Below are 18,485 nucleotides of genomic sequence, written 5' to 3'. Positions count from 1 at the left end.
CTGGGTGACCGGTTTCCCGCAGGTCCTCGGCGAGCCCATCAAGTTCGTGCTGAACTGGGGGCGGCGCTACTCACTCTGGGTGTTCAACTTCGGCCTGGCCTGCTGCGCGATCGAGTTCATCGCGGCCAGCATGGGCCGGCACGACTTCATGCGGCTCGGCGTCATCCCGTTCGCGCACAGCCCGCGGCAGGCCGACCTGATGGTCGTCTCCGGCACCGTGACGGACAAGATGGCGCCGGCCATCAAGCGCCTCTACGACCAGATGCCCGAGCCGAAGTACGTCATCTCGTTCGGCTCCTGCGCCAACTGCGGCGGCCCGTACTGGGACTCCTACTCCGTCACCAAGGGCGTCGACCAGCTCATCCCGGTCGACGTCTACGTCCCCGGCTGCCCGCCCCGCCCCGAGGCGCTCCTGCACGGCATCCTCCGCCTCCAGGAGAAGATCGCCGCGGAGGAGTCCGGCCTCGGCGGCGTCTCCCGCCCCGACCCCCGCGCCCTCACCGCCCCGATCGTCCCGCCGCCGTCCTGAGCTTGTGCCGTCCACTTAGGATTCGCGGCATGGGATTGCCTCGTGTCACTTTGGCGTCACTTACTGCGATGGCGTTGCTTGTCCTGTCACCCGTGCCCGCGTCGGCGGAGGCCCCCACCGGCACCGTCGAGGGCCGCATCACCGATCGGCACGGCGCGCCCGCCGACGCCCATGTCACCGCCGAAGCCGTGAGCGGCGGCTGGTCGGCGACCGCCTACACCTGGGATCTCGGCGACGGCCGCTACCGCATCGAGGGCGTGCCGGCCGGTGACTATCGGATCTCCATCTACGACAACTCGCGCGGCTTCCAGTGGGTGCCGGGCGCGGAGGACAGGGCGGCCGCGACCGTGTTCACCGTGGCCGGCGGTCAGACGCTCACGGTGGACGAGGAGTGGCTCCCGGGCGGCGCGGTCCGCGTGACCGTCGTCGACGCCGAGACCGGGGCGCCGGTTCCGCGCCCGTGCGTCCAGGTGCACACCTACCAGGCCGGGTGGCGCTGCGGCACGAACGGGGTCGTGACGCTGGACGACATGCAACCCGGCACCTGGCTGTACGCGGTCACCGCCGCGCCCGACTACTTCCCGCTGGAGCCCGACTCCGACCGGCGGGTGACGATCACCCGGGGCATGGAGACGGCCCTGACCGCGGAGTTGCGCCGCGGTTCCGGGATACAGACCACCGCGGTCGACGCGGAGACCGGCGCCCCGCTGGCGAACATCTGTGTCTCGGTCGCCGATCCGGCCGCGGGCGGGATGCACTACACCCGGACCTACAGCCCACTCGGCAGCGCCTGCTCGGACGAGTCGGGCGTGCTGCGCATCGGCCCGCTCGCCGAGCCGATCCCCGTGCAGCTGTACGCCTGGGAGCTCCCGCGGCCCACGGCACAGCCGAACTACGGCGACCAGTGGATGACCGCGGACGGCGGCACCGGCGACCAGCGCGAGGCGCTGATCGTGACCCCGGCGGAGAAGCAGACGGTGGTGCTGCCGGAGATCCGGATGGACCGGCCCGGCACCGTTACCGGCGTCGTGACCAGCGCCGCCACCGGTCAGCCGGCGCAGGGCACGTGCGTCTACCCCTACGCGGTCGGGCGGAACGCCGGCCTGGGGTCCGGCGGCCGGCACTGCACCGACGCCACCGGCCGCTACACGCTGTCCACCCTCGGGCCCTACGAGTGGCCGCTGGAGTTCGTCTCGGTCACCCGGGCCTGGCAGCGGTCCGGTGGCACCGCCGACCGGTTCGCCGCCACCCCGGTCGCGGTCACCGCGGGCGGCACCGCGACGGCCGACGCGTCCGTGCCGGAGGGCGGCGTGCTGACCATCGAGGTGACCGGCGGCGACGGTGCACCGGTGGCCTGGGGGCACGCCGAGGTCCGCAACGCGGTCACCGGTGACCACGCGGCCCACGGATACATCTATGACGGCGCGGCGACGCTCGGCGCACTGCACACCGAGGACGTCCTCGTGCACGTCTCGGGCGACGGCTTCGACTGCTGGCACGGCCCGGTCGCGGTCACCGCGGGCGGTACCACGGCGATCGCGCTGGACATCGCGACGCACTGCGGCACCCGTCCCTGACCGACGGCCCCGGGCCGGGCGGTGGCGGCGCCGCCCGGCCCGATTCGCCGCATAACCGCCTGTCGTTGGCGTCGCGGGGCTAGCCTCGCGACCATGGGAAGCGATCAGCGTGCCGTGCACATCGTCGACGTGCTCATGCGGGAGTTCGGGGAGCTGATCGCGGTGGACCCGGCCGCGTTCCGCCGGAAGTTCCGGAAAATGGCGGCGTCACCGTTCGCGTTCTACCGGGGCAGCGCGGCCCTGTTCTACGCGGACATGACCGGTGACTTCGCGGACGACCGGTTCCTGAACGCGCGGACCAGCCGGGTGTGGATCCACGGCGACCTGCACGCGGAGAACTTCGGGACGTACATGAACGGCTCCGGCGAGCTGGTCTTCAACGTCAACGACTTCGACGAGGCGTACGTGGGCCCGTTCTCCTGGGACCTCAAGCGCTTCGCGGCCAGCGTCGCGCTGATCGGGTACGCCAAGGCGCTGTCCGACGACGTGATCGGCGAGCTGGTCACCGCGTTCGCCCGGGCGTACCTGACGGAGCTCCGGGCGATCGCGCGCGGCGGCGACGACGCGATCGGCTCGATCACGCTGGCGAACGCGGACGGCGTGCTGCTCAAGGTGCTGCAGCAGGCCCGGCTCAACACGCGGGTGGACCTGCTGGCCGCGCAGACCACGATCGACAACTACGAGCGGCGGTTCACGCTCGCGGACGGCGTCTACGAGATCGACGACGCGGCGCGGGAGACCGTGACCGCGGCGTTCCAGCGTTACCTGGGCACGCTGCCGAGCCGGCGCCCGGTGGAGGCGCACATCAAGGACATCGTGCTGCGCAAGGGCGTGGGCATCGGGTCGGCCGGGCTTCCGTCGTACAACATCCTGCTGGAGGGGCACACCCAGGCGCTGGAGAACGACGTGGTCATCTACATGAAGCAGGCGCAGGTCCCGGCGGTCGCGCGGCACATCGGCGACCAGGCCGTGCACGGCTACTTCAAGCACCAGGGCCACCGTACGTCCGAGTCGCAGCGGGCCCTGCAGGCGCACGCGGACCCGTGGCTCGGCTACACCGAGATCGACGGCGTCGGCCAGCTGGTCGCCGAGGTCTCCCCGTACGCGGCGGACCTGGACTGGTCCGACGTCAACGAGCGCGAGGAGCTGACCGGCGTGGTCGCGGACCTCGGGCGCGCGGTGGCCCGCATGCACTCGGTCGCGGACGACGAGTCCGCCCACGACCTGGTCGACTTCTCCACCGAGGAGGAGATCGTGGCCGAGGTCGACCGGGACGAGACCGGCTTCGTCCGGCACCTGGTCGAGTTCGCCCACGTCTACGGCGACCGGGCCCGCGCGGACCACCAGCAGTTCGTCGACCTCTTCCGCAACGGCCGGCTGCCGGGCCTCTAGCCGCGCCCAGGCCTAGAACTCCACCGCGATCTTGACCTCGCCCTTGTTGTCGCCGTAGGCGTCCTCGAACGACGCGACCGGCACCCGCTTGGTGATCAGCCCGGTCAGCCAGGAGCGGTCCGCGCGGGCCAGCGCGTCCGCCGCGGCCTCCCAGTGCCGCCGGTTCGCGTTCACGGTGCCGAACACCACGTTGTTCTCCAGGACCAGCTGGCGGTTGAGCGCGCCCGCGTCCACCTGGTTGCGCCGGCCCGGATCGGAGACGCCGGTCAGGCACGCCATGCCGTTCGGGCCGACCTTCGCCATCACGTCCAGCACGATCGACGGCACCGCGGTGCACTCGATGATCACGTCCGGCTCGAAGTCGATCTCACCGACCGGCTCCGGGTGGTACGTGACACCCAGCTCGCGGGCCAGCGCCGGCTTGTGCCCCTCGGTGTTGTGGTCGAGCACGTGCACGTCCAGTCCACGCTGGGTGCCGAGCAGCGCGGCCAGCAACCCGATCGGCCCGGCGCCGGTGACCAGCACGGTCTCCGGCCGCCAGACCGACCGCGCGCCGATCCGCTCGATGTGCTCCCACGCCTTCGCCAGCACGCTCGCCGGCTCCAGCAGCACACCGGCCAGCCCGAGCCCGGGCTCCAACCTGACCGCGAAGTCCGGCTCCAGCCGGTAACGCTCGCGCGCGAACCCGTGCCGGCCCTTGATGCCGTGCTCCGTGTAGCGGCCGTTGCGGCACATGTCCCACTCGCCGGCCGCGCAGTTCGGGCACGGGACCGGGTCGGGGTGGCGGACGATGCCGGCGACCAGGTCACCGGCCTCGAACGTGCCGGTCGGATCCGCCAGCACCCGGCCCAGCGACTCGTGCCCGATCACCAGCTCCCCGTCGCCGGGCGCCTCGCCGTAGTCGCCGTCGATGATCTCCCGGTCGGTGCCGCAGACACCGACCGCGACCGCCTCGACCAGCACCTGGCCCTCGTCGTCCGGCGGCTCCGGCAGATCCTCGGCGAGCCGCAGTGATCCGGCCGTCCCCGGCGTGATGGTCAGTCCCCGCATGTCCACCGATGTTCCCCCGCGGCCGCACTCTATTCTTCGGTCTCATGGCCACCGTCACGCTCCGGGCGCCGCGCCCCGGCGAGTTCGGCTGGATCGTGCAGCGGCACGGCGCGGTCTACGCGGCCGAGCACGGCTTCGACGTGACGTTCGAGGCGTGGGTGGCGCGGATCGTCGCCGGGTTCGCCACCGCGCACGACCCCGCGCGCGAGGCCGTCTGGATCGCGGACGCGGACGGCGAGCCGGTCGGGTCGATCATGTGCGTTCGGCACGACGACACCACCGCCAAGCTGCGCGTGCTGCTGGTGGAGGCGTCCGCGCGCGGGCTCGGCGTGGGCGGCCGGCTGGTCGCCGAGTGCGTCCGGTTCGCGCGGGCGGCCGGATACACCCGGATGGTGCTCGGCACGTACGACGCGATGACGGCGGCCCGCCGGATCTACACCCGAGCGGGATTCACGATGGACGATGCGGTGCCGGTCCGGGCGCACGGGCACGACCTCGTGGAAGAAACCTGGTCGCTGAGGCTCTGACACGTACCCTCGATGTCCCTAGGATCTGTTCCTATGACGCCCGAAGAGGTCGGCACCCGTCTGGTCAGCCAGCTCAGCGACGCCGAGGCCTCGGTCTCGGCCGGCGGGGACGCGTTCGCGCGGGCCACCGTGGACGTGCCGCCCGCGCGCTGGTGGGCCGCGTGCCGGGCGGCCCGCTCCCCGGCCGGACTGGGCTGTGACTTCTTCGACTGGTTGTCCGCGGTGGACGAACTCGACGGTGGGTTCGCGGTCGTGGCGCACCTGTGGTCGACCCGCCGCCGCGACGGCGTGCTGATCCGCACCCGGGTGCCGCGGGACGCGCCGGAGCTCGAGTCGATCGTCGGGCTCTACCCCGGCGCGGCGTGGCACGAGCGGGAGACGTTCGAGATGTTCGGGATCGGGTTCACCGGGCACCACGACCTGAAACCGCTGCTGCTGCCGCCGGAGTTCGAGGGGCATCCGCTCCGCAAGGACTTCGTGCTGGCCTCCCGGGTGGCCAAGCCGTGGCCGGGCGCGAAGGAACCGGGCGAGGCCGCGGCCGGCGGCGGCAAACGCGCGCCGATGCGGCCGCCGGGCGTCCCCGACCCGAACGAGTGGGGACCACAGGCCGGCCAGCTTCCGTCCCGACCGCCCCGTCCCGACCGTCCCGCCCGTCCCGACCGTCCCGCCCGCCCCGACCGCGCCGATCGCCCTGCGCGCCCGGCCGCCGAGGTGCCCGGGACCATGCCGGTGCCGGAACCGCCGCCCGTCTCGGAGCAGGCCCCGCGCCCGGACACCGACGGGACCGGTGCCTGATGCCGCTCTGGGTGGAACTGCTGATCCGGATCGCCGCCGTGGTGGTCGCGTTCCTCACCCTGCCGCTCATCGTCGGCCAGGTCGAACACAAGGTGATGGCGCACATGCAGGGTCGCCTCGGCCCGATGTACGCCGGCGCGTTCCACGGCTGGGCCCAGCTCGTCGCGGACGGCGTCAAGTTCGTGCAGAAGGAGGACATCACCCCGCGCGCCGCCGACGCCCCCGTCTTCAAGCTCGCCCCGCTGGTCGCGCTCGTCCCGTACCTGCTGGTCCTGCTGGTCATCCCGCTCGGCCCCGGCGACCTGGTCGCCCAGCCGCTCGACATCGGCCTCTTCTTCGTCCTCGCCGTGGTCGGCGTCGGCGTGGTCGCCGTCCTGATGTCCGCCTGGGCCTCCGCGAACAAGTACTCCCTGCTCGGCGGCCTCCGCGGCGCCGCACAACTGCTCGGCTACGAACTGCCGCTGGTCCTGGCCGCGGCCAGCGTCGCGATGGCCGCCGGCACGCTGTCCCTCCCCGGCATCGTCGAGGCCTGGCACCCGTGGTGGCTGCTCTGGCAGGCCCCCGCGCTCGCCGTCTTCTTCATCGCCGCGCTCGCCGAGATCCGCCGCCCACCGTTCGACATGCCGATCGCCGACTCCGAACTGGTCTTCGGCTACATGACCGAATACACCGGCCTCCGCTTCGCCTTCTTCCTGCTCGCCGAATACGTCGGCATCGTCGTCATCTCCGCGCTCACCACCGTCCTCTTCCTCGGCGGCTGGCGCGGCCCGTTCGCCGACGACACCCTCGGCTGGCTCTGGACCCTCATCAAGATCTTCGCGGTCGCCTTCCTCATCATCTGGCTCCGCGTCTCCTACCCCCGCCTCCGCGAGGACCAGCTCCAACGCCTCTGCTGGCTCATCCTCGTCCCGGTCGCCCTGGCCCAGCTGGTCCTGACCGCCGCAGTCCGCCTGGCACTCTGACGACGAACCACATTCCCTTTCCCACTTCCGGCGTGCCCAGCTCCCAGTGCTCCCGCGGGCACCGGTCGGCCGCAGGCGGCCTCCCTGCCGGCCCCGCGTCACCAGACCCCCGACCGCCCGGCGCGAGAACCCGTGGCGACCGGACCGGAGTCGTCTGCGCGAGAATGGCGGGATGACCGACCACGCCCGGAGCGCTGATGCGCTGGTTGCGGAGCGGTCGAATGCCGGCGACGTGGACACGATCACTCTGTGGCGGTCTGTCGGCCAGGCCGAACTGGACTTCGTCGCTTCGTCAGGATGGCGCGCCTGGCCGGTGCGGCTCCCGGATCAGCCGGTCTTCTCCGCCGGACCTGATCGTCAGCGTGCCGTGCGGATGTGTCGCGAGCGGACCGTGCCCGCCGAGGGCATGGGATACGTGATCCAGTTCGACGTCCTCCGGGCATTCCTGGATCGCTACGAGGCATTCCACGACACTCGCCACGACGAGCTCGAGTATCGGATCCCGGCAAGCGACTGCGCCGAACTCAACGCCCACATCATCGGCGCGATCAGGGAGGAGGCCGACTATCGGGGCCCGCTCACCGACGCCGAGTTCACCGAAGCCGAGCAGGCCCTCGGCCGGCCCCTACCGCAGGCATGGCGACGCTATCTGCAAGGCGAGTCCTGGTTCCGGCGGGGATGGCTGACGAGCGGAGCATACGTATGGCTCAACACGCCGCGCGAGATGCTCGGCCTGCACGAGGCATGGGACGAGGCCACCGGCGCACACACCGGCATCGCGATCATCGGCGGCGACGGTTCCCGCGAGCAACTGGCGCTGGACCTGCGGAAAGACCCCGCACCGGTGCTGCTGATCGACATCACCAGCGCCGGCTGGGAGACCGGAATCCCACAGGCTGACGACGTCCACCAACTCATCGACCGCATCGAGAGCGGCGAGTTCGAGTTCAGCTTCGACGAGTGACGCCATCCCGTTCGGGCCGCACCATTGGCACGCATCCGATCGAAATCCCGCGCCACCACGAGAACGGCCTCTCACCCGCGTTGCCGCTGGTAAGAGGCCGTTATGCCTTGTGGTGGCGGGTAGCGGATGCGAATCTCGGTAGCTTTGCGACGGATTTACAGGGCGTCACGGATGCGCGCCCAGCAGCCCGTCTACCTGGCATTTCATCCGAGCTACGAGGCCTGCCAACCGAACTGCCCACGATCTGCCCACGGCGGGGCAGAGCCCGTACGGCGCTATCGCCGGGTACGCGACAGAAGCGCGCTCGTATCGATCGACATGGCGAACGGCTCGCTCGCCGTGAGGGTCTCGCCATACTCCGCCACGGCGTGCTCGACGTAATGTGCGCCCTCCAGCCGGAGCAGACGCAACGCCACGTCATCCTGAGCCTGCTCGACCAGGAGATACCAAGGGATGCCGGCCGCGGCGTAGAGCTGCATCTTGACCAGGCGATCGGCGGCGGCGTTACCCGGTGAGACCACTTCGCCGACCAAGACCGTCTCGCCGGCCTCGACCACGACTCCCTCGTCATCGGTGTCCGCGACCACCAGGTCCGGGATGACGATCCGGTCGCCACGCAGACGGAGGTTGACGGCCTCGAAGACCCAGAGGTCCGCAGGAGTGGCGGCATCCTCCAGCGCGGCAGCCAGACGGCGAGAGACGTGCTGGTGGCGCTTGCTCGGGGCCGGGCTCACCAACAGGCTCCCATCGATCAATTCGATTCGATCCAGCGTCTCGCCGAGGGCCAGGTACTCGGTCTCACTCCAGGGACCGACGTGCCCGATGACAGCCACGCTCATGCGGCCACACCTCCACCCCACTCAACTGGTCGTCTCGCCGTCCACGATACGCAGGCCGGAGGGAGAATCGCACCTGCTGAACACAGCATCGTTCGGCTTCCCACAACTGATGGCGTTGGCACCGAGTCAGCCATCGACGTCCCGCCTGCCCTTGCCCGCGATCTGCCCGCGGTCGGCCGCTGGTCGAAGTGGCGTCCCGCGGTGGCCGCTCCACCAGAACGTGGCCCGACGGACCCAGCTCATCGGGTTCACCGTGACAGCCGGGGCATCAGGATCTTGGTCGGGTGCCACGCGACACCTCCGGGAAGCTGCCCTGAGACGGGTGCGAGCGCCTTAACCGCCTGAAGGGAGGTACCGACGTCCCAGACCTGGCGGCTGAACTCTTGGTAGGCGTCAAGGCGCCGTCGCGTCTCGACGGGCTTCTTTCGAGCCATTCGAGCCGGCGGATGAAGAGCGTTCCCCACAGCTCCCTGTCGGGTGGGTCGACGGCAGACGGGACGCTCAGACGGATGGGTGCGTCGGTGGCCACAAGCGGGGCCGCGACCGGCGGGAACAGCATGATCGACCTGCCCACCACTACCCGTGGACGGCCGTACGCGGCTGGTATCAGCCGGAAAGAACGGGGAAAGCCCCGATCGGCGTTTCCGCTGATCGGGGCTTTCACTCTGCCTGGTGGCGGGTAGAGGATTCGAACCTCTGTAGCTTTCGCGACGGATTTACAGTCCCCCTCCTACCCCCGTATTTACCTGCAAGAACACCTCTGTACGTGCTCGCTGGGGGAGGTATGGGGGCGGCAGGTGGCCTGCCTAGCTACGCGGCGCCTTCCTTCGGCAGGTATCGCAACAGCGCCACGTCCCCCACGGCGCGCACCTCGGCGAGCTGCATGCGCCGCGTTGATCCGCCCGGGTATGCCGCTGGCCGCAGGAAAGGCGGTGCCGCCGCATCTCCGACGATCAAAGGCGCGACTGCCAGATGAAGCTCATCGGCCAGGCCCGCGGACAGGAACGCGGTGTGCACGGAGCTGCCGCCCTCCACCATCAGGCGCTCGATCCCTCGCGCGCCCAAGTCATCAAGCAGCCGTCCGAGGTCGATCGTCTCGCCGAGCGACACCACCTCAGCCAGGCCGTCCAGGCGCTCGCGCAGCTTCTCCGCGCCTGCATCGGTCGTGTACGCGATCTTGTCTCCGCCGTGGTGCCAGAACTTCAGGCCAGGATCGATGTCGCCGCTCGCGGTGATGGTGACCTTCAGAGGGAAGGCTGGCTTCCCGGCAGCCACCCGCGCGGCACGCCGAGCCTCACTGTTGACCAGCAGGCGGGGGTTGTCCGCCCGCATCGTGCCCGCGCCGATCAGGATGGCGTCAGACTCGGCGCGCACCTGGTCCACCCGGTCGAAGTCCTCGGCGTTGGACAGTAGGAGTCGATCAGTGCTGGCATCGTCAATCCGGCTGTCGATTGAGGTGGCGACGCTCAACAGCACGTACGGGCGGCTCATCTGGTCTCCAGGGTCAGGCGGCGGATGGAACGGCGCTGGTCAGCGCCTGGTGGAAGGCGGCAACCTCGGGCACCGAGGGCCACCGGCTCATCAGATCGACATCGAGGGTCGCCAGCTCGGTCAGGATGCGCGCGGACTGGGTGGCCGCGCCTACGGCGAGCGCCTGCATGCCGATGCCCGCGGCCTGCTCGGGCTGCCTGGCGCCACGGTGCGCGGCTGCCTGACGCGCCAGGTAGACACCTCGGTCGCGGTGGTAGCCAGCCGGCGTGTTGGTGATCGCGGTGGCGAAGCCAGCCGCCGCGCCCTCATGCTGCCCGAGCGCATGGAGACTGCGCGCCTGGTGCACGCTGATGTACGCCTGATCCAGCCATATGCCCCACGTCGAGGCCGGGTCGAAGTCCCCGCGGGCTACCAGCACACGCGCCCGCTCGTAGGCCCGATCCGCAGCATCCGAGTCGTTGCGCAGGGCGTGTCCGTGCGCGGTGTATACGGCTGCGATCGCCGCCAGCCGAGTCCCTGGCCGTGCCATGTCCTCTGCGGCCTGACCCATGTCGATCGCCTGCATCGGGTCGCCCATGTCGCCGGCGAGCTGCGCCTTTCGCGCGAAGACGTACGCGGCCAGGTCATGATCGGTTCCGGCGTATGCCCATTCCAGCGCCCGATCGAGCCAGAACTGGGCCTGGGTGAAGTCCCCCGCATCCTGGTGCAGCCACGACGCAAACTCGGCGAACTGCGCTCGCAACTGGGTGAGGTTACGCCGGTCCACGCCAGCGAGCTGGTCGCGTAGGTGCCCCATGACTCCGATCTGGTGCTGGACGGCGGGGATGACAGCTCGCGGTCCGAAGAGGTTGTCATTGTCGATGAGCACCCGCCGCACCGCGGTCAAGTGCTCAATCGGGTTCGCGTCTGGAGCAGGTGCAACTGGTGCGCCGAGTGCAGGAGTCGGCGCACCAAGCGCGGGCACGGCGAGGGCGGCTGACGCCCCAGTCAGCTTCAGCAGGGCGCGACGAGTTACGGACACGTAGACGACCTTTCCGTCAAGCAGCACCGGCAGGGAAACGGCCTCGTCCCCCGATGCTGCCGCCGCGCTGGTGCCGATCGCTAGGCCAGAGATCAAACCCGCCTCATCGGCCCCTAGATTGGCCTCATGCCTCGGCGGGTTGGCCGCGTTTCCGGGCGTGGCCTCATGCCGGCTCGCGGCCTGCATGGCGTCCCAAAGCCGCACGAGCACACCGGTCCCGCCGAGGACTTGATCGCACGCCTCAGCGATCCCCCGTGGTGGCTTCCGCTCCGCGCGCTCGAACTTTCCCAGGTGAGATGCGTCGTAGTAGATCCGGGACGCCAGCTCTGCGAGAGACAGCCCATGCCGGTCGCGCAAGGCACGGAGTTCCGCTCCCCACAGGTCACGGGCGGACCTGTCCGGCCTCAACATCTTCCGCGGCTGCCCCATGCTCACTCCCTCGCCGGGCCGACATGGCCAAGTCGGCCCGGCCACATCACGGCCTCGTCTCGCGCGCCACACGCGGCGGATGCTCTCAGTGTGCCTGATCGATGCCGGGTGTGAAGATCCCGCGATTGGCGGCACTCATTGGAGGCCGATGATGTTCCACCACAGCCACGAAGAAGCCGAAGATCGGTTACGCGCTCGTTCGCTTGGGTCCCGGCGGCGCCGCGGGGATGCCGTTCTCACGTGCGAGCTTTCGGATGTAGGCGCCGCTGAAGGGCGACAGACGCTCCACCTCGGCCGGGCCAATGCCAACGCGCAGGGCGTCTAGGACAGCCTGAATCGCCTGCTGCCGGGCGCTCTCATGAGCCACCTCGGTCTGCTCGTACTGCCTAGTTGCAGCGGTTAGCGCGTCCCGCTCATCAGCCATGTTCCCAGGTTATCGCAACCCCCTTGCGCAACCCGGTTGCGTTTCGCTACCGTGTTGCGCAACAGCAAAGCGCAACAAATGCGCGCAACATCAAGGAGAAGCCGTGGAGCTGGAAGAGGTCGGCCCAGAGCCGTCCCCCGAAGACCTCGCGTCGATCGACGCCGAGTGGCCGGAGATCGAGGCGGACCTTGCCGAGCTGGACGCGGAGATCCGCGCGCTCGGCGTGACGCCGGTCGACAACTACTGGCGCCGGGCGCGGCGCGTAGAGGCCCGCGCGTCTCGCGCGGTGGTTGTGGCGCTGCGTCCCCGTACCGCTTCTCTGCGGGCGGTGGCCTAATGGACGAGTTCACGCTGCCCTGCCCGGTCGCCCGTGAGTGCGACGCGTGTGACGGGGACTTTGAGCTGGACGTGTACGAGGCCGAGACGGCGGTCGGCGTGGTCTGCATGACGCTGTGCGGCGACTGCTTCGACACCGGCCGCACCCCGCGGCTGTACGTGCCCAGCGCGGTCAAGCTGGCGCTCCGTCACCGCGGCCACCTGGTCGACGCCGGCATGGCGCTGCCGGAGGTGGCGGCATGAGCAGCCCCGCAGTGGTGGAGGAGTTCGTCGTTCCGGCGAAGGTGCTGCCGTATCTGCCTGCCGCGCTCGACGTGGCGATCGAGCTGGGTGGGCTGCCGTCGCGGGACCGGCTGAAGACCGCGTTGCGGGTCGGTTCCGACCGGGCCGGTGACGTGCGTACGGCGCTGGCGCGGGTCAACTGGGATGTCGTGGGCGGCATGTTCACCAGTGGCGACCTCGCCCCGGAGCACCGTGAGGCGGTCCGAGCTTCACTGCTGAGGCTGGTCCGCGGCGAGGCTTCCGCCCCGGCTGAGCTGCCCGCCGCGCCGTCCCCGCGCCGCCTGTCGGCCGTGCCGGATCTCGCCAACACGGAGACCGGTGACGCTGCCGATGAGGCTTCTGTCCCGACCGCGCAGCCTGCTGCGGTAGCCCCGCCCGCCCGCACCGAGAGCGAGACGGCCAACGCGGGTCCGGCGGGCGAACCGGCTGATGCCGACGTGGCCGCTCCCGAGGTCATGACGCAGCCCGGACCGGGCGAGTTCGCGCCGATCGGCGGGACGGACACGAACGACTTCACCGACGCGCCGATGGTCGATCAGCCCGGCATTTCCGCCGGTGCCGCCCCGGCCGTCGACCAGGCGGCCCCGGTGTCCGACGTCGCGCCCGCCAGTCCGGTGCCGGCGGTTGCGGCGCGGCGGCCGGTGGTGTGGCCGGTGCTGATCCTGTGCCTGCCGGCGTTCGTCGCGATCTGGTCCGGGTGGGTGGAACTCGGGCAGATGTCCGGGTTCGGGGTCGTGCAGCCGCTTCCGGGGATCGTGGACGACTTCCACCTGAACACCGCGATCACGCTCCCGATCGGCGTGGAGACCTACGCCGCGTACGCGCTGTGGGCCTGGCTGTCCGGCGTCGCACGCACCGCGGCCGCGCGCCGGTTCGCGAAGTGGTCGGCGCTGGCGTCGCTCGCGGTCGGCGGGCTCGGCCAGGTCGCCTACCACCTGATGGCCTCGTGGGGCTGGGAGACCGCGCCGTGGCCGATCACCGCCGCGGTGGCCTGTTTGCCCGTGGCCGTGCTCGGCATGGGCGCCGCGCTCGCGCACCTGCTGCACAGCACCGATGAGCACTGACCCGGTGAGCGGCAGCGCCGCCGCTCACGCACCACACGGTCCCGGAGCGTGGCCTTCCCTGGCTCGCAACCTGAACGGCCACGCTCCGGCCCTCCCCATCCGATCCAGCCGAAACGGCCGATCTGAGGAGACCCACATCGTGTCATCCCCACTCGTGGCGCCACGCATCGCCAACGCCCCACGCACCCGCCGGCTCCCGCTGCCCCTGATCCCGCGCCGCCCGCTCCCGCTGACCCGCCGCGGTGGCACCGACACCCTCCCGGACGGCGTGGACAGGTCGCTATGCCTGCACTGCCGCCGGATGTACCCGGCCGGCGCGATCGACGTCCACATCGAGCGGCACCGGGCGATCCCGGTCCGCAACCGGTTCCTGCTGCGCTGGCGCCGCCGGCTGCTGTCCCCGATCGAGATGCAGACCCTCACCCGAGAGGAGTCCCGGACCCATGGCTGAGAGCTTCCTGGCCACGCGACGCGAGTTGTGGCGGGCGCTGAACTGGATGCACGACACGCAGGCCCGTGGCGTGCGGCCCACGATCGCGGCGGCCGTCGACACGCAGTGGCTCGATCTCGATGACCTCCAGGCGCTCGAAGACCGCGGGTGGGTGCACTACTGGCTGCCCACCGGGGCCGATGAGATGCCGTTCGAGCTGGCCAACCTGCGCTACCGGGCCGCAGCCCTCGCCCAGCTGCCGTTCGCGCGGCTCGCCGGGACACCGGCGGCGGAGAAGAAGCTCCGGCACCCGTTCAACCGGGTGCTGCGGGTGCTGCACCCGTTCAAGATCCAGCGCAGCCCGCTGACCCGGGTCAAGGCGGTGATGAGGTCCGCGGACGTGGACAACGCGACGCTGACGGAGATGGCCGGGCTCGACCTGATCGCCGGCATCCACCCGGTGCCGCTGACCGCGTTCCGGCGCCTGCCCGCGGACATGCCGTTGCGGGTCACCAAGAAGTCCGAGATGTACCTGCCCGAGGGCGCGATCGAGGGAGCCGATCGCTATGTCTGAGAGCTTTTTCGCGACGCCGAGCCCGCTGTGGCGGGCGCTGAACTGGATGCGCGACATGGAGATCGCCGGTCAGCGCCGGCGGATCGTCACGATCCTCAACGAGTGCCAGCCGCTGGACTTCGACGACCTCGCGACCCTGGAGGAGCGGGGCTGGGTGCAGTACTGGCTGCCGACCGAGGCCGGTGACATGCCGTTCCTGTGGTCCGAGCTGGTCGACCGGGCGCCGATCCGGATCACGCAGTTCGGGGTCATGTACCTGACCCCGGGCGGTATGGCGAAGGTCGCGCAGCCCTGGAACAAGGTGCTGCGGCTGCTGCGCGAGCACCGCCGGTCGAGTCCGCTCGCGCAGGTCCGGCAGGTCAAGCAGCTCGCGGATGTCGACGACAAGGCGCTGATCGAGATGGCCGAGGTCGACCTGATCACCGCCGGCGCCGAGGGCGTGCCGCTGGCAGCGTTCCGCAAGCTCCCGCCGAAGCTCCCGCTGCGACTCACGCCGAAGGCAGGCCGGTACCTGCGCGAGGGCGTGATCGAGGTCCGCCGCAACGGTCTGTTCTCCCACCACATCCTCTGACCTGCGAAAGGAGACTGATCATGGCTGATCGACTGTTCAACTTCGACCAGATCCGCGACGACGAGGAACTGATCATGATGCTGGAGGGGATCCGGCAGGTCGGGATCGCCGGGCATGACGAGCTGGACGAACTGTCCGGGCTGGTGAAGGCAAAGATTGTCCGGTACGCGAAGCGGCACGGTGTCGGTGCGTTCCGTGCCCGGTTCTGGGGCAAGGTCGTGTCGCTGCCGATCTCGCGGTCCGCGGACGCGATGCTCGCCGTGGCCGGGTACGCGAAGGTGTGCAAGAACCGGTTCGAGGCGTTCGTGGTCGCGCTCGACGATGAGGACGCGGGCCGGTCGGACTTCGAGATCCGCCAGCGTCGCCGTCCGAGCCCCAACGGCCGGCGGGCCGCCTGATGGGCCGCCGCACCTACTCCCTCAACGTCGCCCGCGGGGCCGCGTCGGAGATGCAGAACAACCTGTGGGCGTACGTGATCCCGCCGGTCGCCGCGGTCGCGAACCTGATCTTGTCGGGTGTGCTGTCGCTGGTCTGGGGCGCCTACGCCGACGCGGACACGTGGCAGACCGCGTGGCGGTCCGGTCTGATTCTGGTCTGTGCCGCGGCGATCGTGGCCACGACGTGGGCGGTCGGCCGGGCACGCAAGATCGAGCTGCGGTTCGCGTCGCTGCTGATGTCGTCCGGGTCGTGCGTGGGCCTGTTCGTGCTGACGTTCCGCGGCTGGACGCGTGACTCGGTGATGGTCTACCTGATCGTCATGGCGTGCGCGTCGGTGCTGCTGGCGCTGACGAAGCTGATGCGCGGCAACGGAGACGACGCCCGGACGGGCCTGTTCGGTGAACTCGGCGAGCGGGTCAAGGAACTGCAGGACATCGGCGCGACCACCCGGCCGCGAGTGATGGACGGCCGGATCGTCACCGACACCGCGATGGTCCCCGGCGCCGACTTCGGCGCGCTCGCCAAGCCCGAGGTCCGTACCGCGATCGCGTCCGCGCTGGACGTGCCCGCGGGCGGCGTGCGGATGGTCGCCAACCGCAACAGCCCGCGTACCGGCCGAATCGAGGTCTCCCCGGTGGACATGCTCGACAACCCGCCGGCCTGGCCCGGCCTGTCCGCGGTGGGCGGGTCGATCGCCGACCCGATCCGGCTCGCGGTCTACCAGACCGGCAAGCCGCTGCCGCTGCTGCTGCCCGGCGACCCCGCCGCCGGCCGCAACGCGGTCGGCGTGCTGATCCTGCTCGGCCAGTCCGGGTCCGGCAAGACCGAGTTCCAGCTGTTCCTCGCGGCCGAGGCCCGCTCGCGCCGGGACGCCGAGGTTGTCTACATCGACGCCCGCAAGGGCAAGCAGCTCCCGGCACCGTTCCGCAACTCCATGCACCTCATGATCACCGACACCGGCGAGGCCGAGGACTACCTCGCCAACCTGATCCCCGACGTCAGCCGCCGCGCGGACCAGATGGGCGCGCACGGCCACGAGCAGTGGACCGCCGGATGCCCGCAGTGCCCGAAGTTCAAGGTCGTCATCGTCGATGAGGCGTCGAAGTTCATCATCGAGGCCGAAGAGGACCTGGTGGAACTGGCGGAGTCGATCCGTTCGGTCGGCATCTTCATGCTGCTCGGCGTCCAGCGCGCCACCGGCGACCGTATGCCGACCTCGGTGCGGTCGACGACCGGCGGCGCGATCTGCATGGGCGTCAAGGACGCCGCCGAGGGCGCCCGCGTGCTGTCGGAAGAGACCATCGCCTCCGGCGCGGACCCGGGCTGGAAGAACAGCAAGCCCGGCGCCCTCTACGCGGAGATCCCCGGCACCGACCCCGACGACTGGTCGCTTCCCGCCCGCACGTTCAAACCGGATCGGGACGCGGTGATCGGTGAACTGGTCGCCTACCTGACCGCGATCGGTGAGTACGTCGCGACCGCCGACCAGCCCGACACCTCGCGCGACGCCGGCGAGCCCGCGGCGCCGGTCCCGGCCGGAGAACCGGGCGAGGTCGCCGACGACGATGACGACGACGATCCGGAGTGCCCGCCGCTGCCGATCGACCCGGAGTGCGAGCCGGACCCGGACCCGCGCATACCGTTGACCGTGCCGAACCGGCGCCGCATCGACCTGACGATCGAGCCGGAGACCGACCAGCGATTCACCCCGCTGCAGATCCGGGAGATCATGCGGCAGGCCATCGTCCAGCACCGCGACGCCGGCGTCCGGCAGATCAAGCCGTCGTCGTTCGCTCAGGTCGTCGAGGTCATCGGCGAGGAAGGCCTCCGGCCGCCGACGATCACGAAGATCCTCGGTGAGTTCTGCGAGCCGGACCGCGGGCCGCTGCTGCGCAAGGCCGCCGACCGCGGCGTCTACGTCATCCTCGACGACCCCGCACCACAGCCCGCCCTCGTCGGCGCGGCTACCTAGCGTCACCCGGGTCCGCGCGTGTTCACGCACTTCACGCACTTCACGCGCGGACCCGGAAACGCCCCCTAACGCGCGCGTGCGCGTGCGCGCGACCCCTCGTGAAGTCCGTGAAGCGTGAAGTCCGTGAAGTCCGTGAACATCACCGGAGAGTGAGCACCCCTATGAACTGGATCCGGCAAGCCCGCCGCGGCGCCGCCGACGAGTTCGGGCGCCGCATGTGGCGCTGGTTCCTCGCCGCCGAGATCACCAAACGACTCGTCTTCCCCGTCACGATGATCGCCCTACTCGCCGTCGCGGTCTGGCTCGCGGTGCGGTTCTCCGCCGTCTGGCTGCCCCGCCTCGCCACCCTCGCCCTCGCCACCGCCGCGCTCACCGCGGCCAGCTGGGTGCTCTACATCGGCACCACCATCCACCGGCGGCGGCGCTGGCGCCCCGCACCACACCCGGCCGTCCCGGTCGTGCTCGCGCTGCTGAGCGTCGGCGTGGGCATCCTGTACTGGCTGCGGGTGGCCTGAGATGACGGCCGGAGAGGTGCCGATCGGGCTGGAGGTCTGGCTCATCGGCACCACCACCGAGCTGGACGCAGCGCTCGCTGCGTTGCGCGAGACCGGCCGGCTGCTCTACCGCTCACCACGGCGACGGCTCGCCGGCGCATGCGACGAACGCCGGTACCGGCTGTACGTGCGGTACAGCGTCGCGATCACGGCCAAGACCCGCACACGACGCGGCACCGAAACGCTGGCCGACGGCGGGACGCTGCTCGACCTGACCGCGGCACGGCAGAAGCGGGGTGCCTGATGTCCCGCATCCGCGCCGCC

22 protein-coding genes are annotated in these 18,485 nt (G+C 70.6%); 17 read left to right on the top strand and 5 right to left on the bottom strand.

The window, feature by feature from the left end:
• The first annotated feature begins 4 nt into the window (after positions 1 to 4).
• The 3 genes from J2S44_RS16005 (at position 5) to J2S44_RS15995 (ending at position 3,498) form a co-directional block, all read left to right on the top strand.
• Positions 5 to 529: an NADH-quinone oxidoreductase subunit B gene (locus J2S44_RS16005; RefSeq protein WP_310414123.1), complete on the top strand. Its 525-nt coding sequence runs from the start codon at positions 5 to 7 to the stop codon at positions 527 to 529.
• Positions 530 to 597: 68 nt separating this feature from the next.
• Positions 598 to 2,106: a carboxypeptidase regulatory-like domain-containing protein gene (locus J2S44_RS16000; protein ID WP_310414120.1), complete on the top strand. Its 1,509-nt coding sequence runs from the start codon at positions 598 to 600 to the stop codon at positions 2,104 to 2,106.
• 93 nt (positions 2,107 to 2,199) lie between these two features.
• On the top strand, positions 2,200 to 3,498 hold the full coding sequence (locus J2S44_RS15995; RefSeq protein ID WP_310414117.1) for a DUF2252 domain-containing protein: 1,299 nt from the start codon (positions 2,200 to 2,202) through the stop codon (positions 3,496 to 3,498).
• Positions 3,499 to 3,510: 12 nt separating this feature from the next.
• On the opposite strand, the gene J2S44_RS15990 is transcribed toward J2S44_RS15995, so the two are convergent.
• Complete coding sequence (locus J2S44_RS15990) at positions 3,511 to 4,548, bottom strand: glucose 1-dehydrogenase (protein ID WP_310414113.1); 1,038 nt, start codon at positions 4,546 to 4,548, stop codon at positions 3,511 to 3,513.
• 44 nt (positions 4,549 to 4,592) lie between these two features.
• Here J2S44_RS15990 and J2S44_RS15985 point away from each other — a divergent pair, with 44 nt between their 5' ends.
• The 4 genes from J2S44_RS15985 (at position 4,593) to J2S44_RS15970 (ending at position 7,796) form a co-directional block, all read left to right on the top strand.
• Positions 4,593 to 5,075 (top strand): GNAT family N-acetyltransferase, encoded by a 483-nt coding sequence (locus tag J2S44_RS15985; RefSeq protein ID WP_310414110.1) that lies wholly within the window; start codon positions 4,593 to 4,595, stop codon positions 5,073 to 5,075.
• 33 nt (positions 5,076 to 5,108) lie between these two features.
• Complete coding sequence (locus tag J2S44_RS15980; RefSeq protein WP_310414108.1) at positions 5,109 to 5,870, top strand: NADH-quinone oxidoreductase subunit C; 762 nt, start codon at positions 5,109 to 5,111, stop codon at positions 5,868 to 5,870.
• Positions 5,870 to 6,832, top strand: a complete 963-nt coding sequence (gene nuoH / locus J2S44_RS15975; protein ID WP_310414106.1) for an NADH-quinone oxidoreductase subunit NuoH — start codon at positions 5,870 to 5,872, stop codon at positions 6,830 to 6,832. The genes J2S44_RS15980 and nuoH overlap by 1 nt, the downstream gene beginning before the upstream one ends.
• A 172-nt stretch (positions 6,833 to 7,004) precedes the next feature.
• Entirely contained in the window at positions 7,005 to 7,796 is a 792-nt protein-coding gene (locus tag J2S44_RS15970; protein WP_310414103.1) for an SMI1/KNR4 family protein, read from the top strand.
• Between the two features lie 275 nt (positions 7,797 to 8,071).
• Here J2S44_RS15970 and J2S44_RS15965 read toward each other — a convergent pair whose 3' ends face one another.
• The 4 genes from J2S44_RS15965 to J2S44_RS15950 form a co-directional block, all read right to left on the bottom strand.
• On the bottom strand, positions 8,072 to 8,635 hold the full coding sequence (locus J2S44_RS15965) for a Uma2 family endonuclease (RefSeq protein ID WP_310414100.1): 564 nt from the start codon (positions 8,633 to 8,635) through the stop codon (positions 8,072 to 8,074).
• An 810-nt stretch (positions 8,636 to 9,445) separates the two neighbouring features.
• Positions 9,446 to 10,126, bottom strand: a complete 681-nt coding sequence (locus J2S44_RS15960; protein ID WP_310414098.1) for a RibD family protein — start codon at positions 10,124 to 10,126, stop codon at positions 9,446 to 9,448.
• Between the two features lie 13 nt (positions 10,127 to 10,139).
• Positions 10,140 to 11,576 carry a helix-turn-helix domain-containing protein gene (locus J2S44_RS15955; protein ID WP_310414095.1) on the bottom strand — a complete coding sequence of 479 codons (1,437 nt, stop codon included), beginning with the start codon at positions 11,574 to 11,576 and terminating at the stop codon, positions 10,140 to 10,142.
• Positions 11,577 to 11,763: 187 nt separating this feature from the next.
• Positions 11,764 to 12,000 carry a hypothetical protein gene (locus tag J2S44_RS15950; RefSeq protein WP_310414092.1) on the bottom strand — a complete coding sequence of 79 codons (237 nt, stop codon included), beginning with the start codon at positions 11,998 to 12,000 and terminating at the stop codon, positions 11,764 to 11,766.
• Between the two features lie 103 nt (positions 12,001 to 12,103).
• Between J2S44_RS15950 and J2S44_RS15945 the strand changes: the two genes are divergently transcribed.
• The 10 genes from J2S44_RS15945 to J2S44_RS15900 all read left to right on the top strand — a co-directional run bounded on the left by J2S44_RS15945 (position 12,104) and on the right by J2S44_RS15900 (position 18,465).
• The gene (locus tag J2S44_RS15945) at positions 12,104 to 12,337 is read left to right on the top strand and encodes a DUF6284 family protein (RefSeq protein ID WP_310414089.1); all 234 of its coding nucleotides are present in this window, start codon (positions 12,104 to 12,106) and stop codon (positions 12,335 to 12,337) included.
• Entirely contained in the window at positions 12,337 to 12,579 is a 243-nt protein-coding gene (locus J2S44_RS15940) for a hypothetical protein (RefSeq protein ID WP_310414086.1), read from the top strand. Before J2S44_RS15945 ends, J2S44_RS15940 begins: the two co-directional genes overlap by 1 nt.
• Positions 12,576 to 13,682: an ABC transporter permease gene (locus tag J2S44_RS15935; RefSeq protein WP_310414084.1), complete on the top strand. Its 1,107-nt coding sequence runs from the start codon at positions 12,576 to 12,578 to the stop codon at positions 13,680 to 13,682. The genes J2S44_RS15940 and J2S44_RS15935 overlap by 4 nt, the downstream gene beginning before the upstream one ends.
• Before the next feature lie 139 nt (positions 13,683 to 13,821).
• Positions 13,822 to 14,133, top strand: a complete 312-nt coding sequence (locus J2S44_RS15930) for a hypothetical protein (RefSeq protein ID WP_310414082.1) — start codon at positions 13,822 to 13,824, stop codon at positions 14,131 to 14,133.
• Positions 14,126 to 14,686 (top strand): hypothetical protein, encoded by a 561-nt coding sequence (locus J2S44_RS15925; protein ID WP_310414080.1) that lies wholly within the window; start codon positions 14,126 to 14,128, stop codon positions 14,684 to 14,686. Before J2S44_RS15930 ends, J2S44_RS15925 begins: the two co-directional genes overlap by 8 nt.
• Positions 14,679 to 15,257: a hypothetical protein gene (locus tag J2S44_RS15920; protein WP_310414077.1), complete on the top strand. Its 579-nt coding sequence runs from the start codon at positions 14,679 to 14,681 to the stop codon at positions 15,255 to 15,257. The genes J2S44_RS15925 and J2S44_RS15920 overlap by 8 nt, the downstream gene beginning before the upstream one ends.
• A gap of 20 nt (positions 15,258 to 15,277) precedes the next feature.
• On the top strand, positions 15,278 to 15,655 hold the full coding sequence (locus tag J2S44_RS15915; RefSeq protein WP_310414075.1) for a hypothetical protein: 378 nt from the start codon (positions 15,278 to 15,280) through the stop codon (positions 15,653 to 15,655).
• Positions 15,655 to 17,667: a P-loop NTPase family protein gene (locus J2S44_RS15910; RefSeq protein ID WP_310414072.1), complete on the top strand. Its 2,013-nt coding sequence runs from the start codon at positions 15,655 to 15,657 to the stop codon at positions 17,665 to 17,667. The genes J2S44_RS15915 and J2S44_RS15910 overlap by 1 nt, the downstream gene beginning before the upstream one ends.
• A gap of 161 nt (positions 17,668 to 17,828) precedes the next feature.
• Complete coding sequence (locus J2S44_RS15905) at positions 17,829 to 18,182, top strand: hypothetical protein (protein ID WP_310414069.1); 354 nt, start codon at positions 17,829 to 17,831, stop codon at positions 18,180 to 18,182.
• A 1-nt stretch (position 18,183) separates the two neighbouring features.
• On the top strand, positions 18,184 to 18,465 hold the full coding sequence (locus J2S44_RS15900; protein ID WP_310414066.1) for a hypothetical protein: 282 nt from the start codon (positions 18,184 to 18,186) through the stop codon (positions 18,463 to 18,465).
• Positions 18,466 to 18,485 lie beyond the last annotated feature (20 nt).

Origin of the sequence: Catenuloplanes niger (assembly GCF_031458255.1) — a bacterium.
GTDB classification, from domain to species: domain Bacteria; phylum Actinomycetota; class Actinomycetes; order Mycobacteriales; family Micromonosporaceae; genus Catenuloplanes; species Catenuloplanes niger.
Note: the sequence above shows the minus strand (reverse complement) of the source record. Positions and strands in the feature narration are given on the sequence as shown.